Here is an 818-nt window from a genome sequence, read left to right on the forward strand (position 1 = left end):
TAAGGTGTACTGACGTGGTGTAGGGTTCGATTCCCTGCTGCTCTATTTCAATTGAATAGCTAAGTGACTACATAAGGTCGGGAGTAGTTAATGAGTATCCTGCGGCATACTAACAGCTTAGTGGCATATATAAACTAACGTAACGTTTTCTGTTATAGGAGTTCATAAGTGGTTCGAGTCCATTATATATGTTTACCAATATAGTGTCTGATGAGATACCAGCTACTAATAGTTAGGAATAACAAGATGAGGTAGTCATAGTTAGCAGTATAGTCTAATGGTAAGACAGCATGATAAGTGTGATACGTGGGTTCGATTCCCAATACTGCTATATATAAAGGAGAAGCAAATGATATTTATAGAATGGTGTATTGGTTGGCTAATAGGTACGTTGATTGGCTTAGGCATTGTTGCTTTGATTGAGAGGAACAAATGATTATATTATTATTATTTATTATTGCATTGTTCATTAGTCCGAGCATAGCATTGTTATTGTTGCTGTTAGTTATTAATCCAGTGTTCGCATTGCTATGGCTATTAGTGCGGCTTGCTATTAAACTATGATAGGTATCGCATGGTTTGGTTCGTGGTTGGTTATGCTGGATAGAATGGAATGATTATGGGTAAAGGTAAGCACAATGAATGGCACAAGCTACAGTATAAAGGTGTGTACTGTGACGACTATGAGCCAAGCAATAAAGTAATCAGGAAAAGAATTAAAAATAAAATAAATAAAGAGATAAAGATGATGTTGTCAGAAAGAAAATAAAAATATTTTTTTATATATCCCCCCCCATTAAATGATATTTTAAGGGAAA

General features: G+C 35.0%; 1 tRNA gene. It reads left to right on the top strand.

From position 1 onward, the window contains the following. Positions 1-263: 263 nt before the first annotated feature. Positions 264-331: transfer RNA gene (locus tag L979_RS15865), tRNA-OTHER, on the top strand. The last annotated feature ends 487 nt before the right edge of the window (positions 332-818 follow it).

The organism is Kocuria sp. ZOR0020 (genome assembly GCF_000800955.1).
Classification (GTDB): Bacteria; Actinomycetota; Actinomycetes; order Actinomycetales; family Micrococcaceae; genus Kocuria; species Kocuria subflava.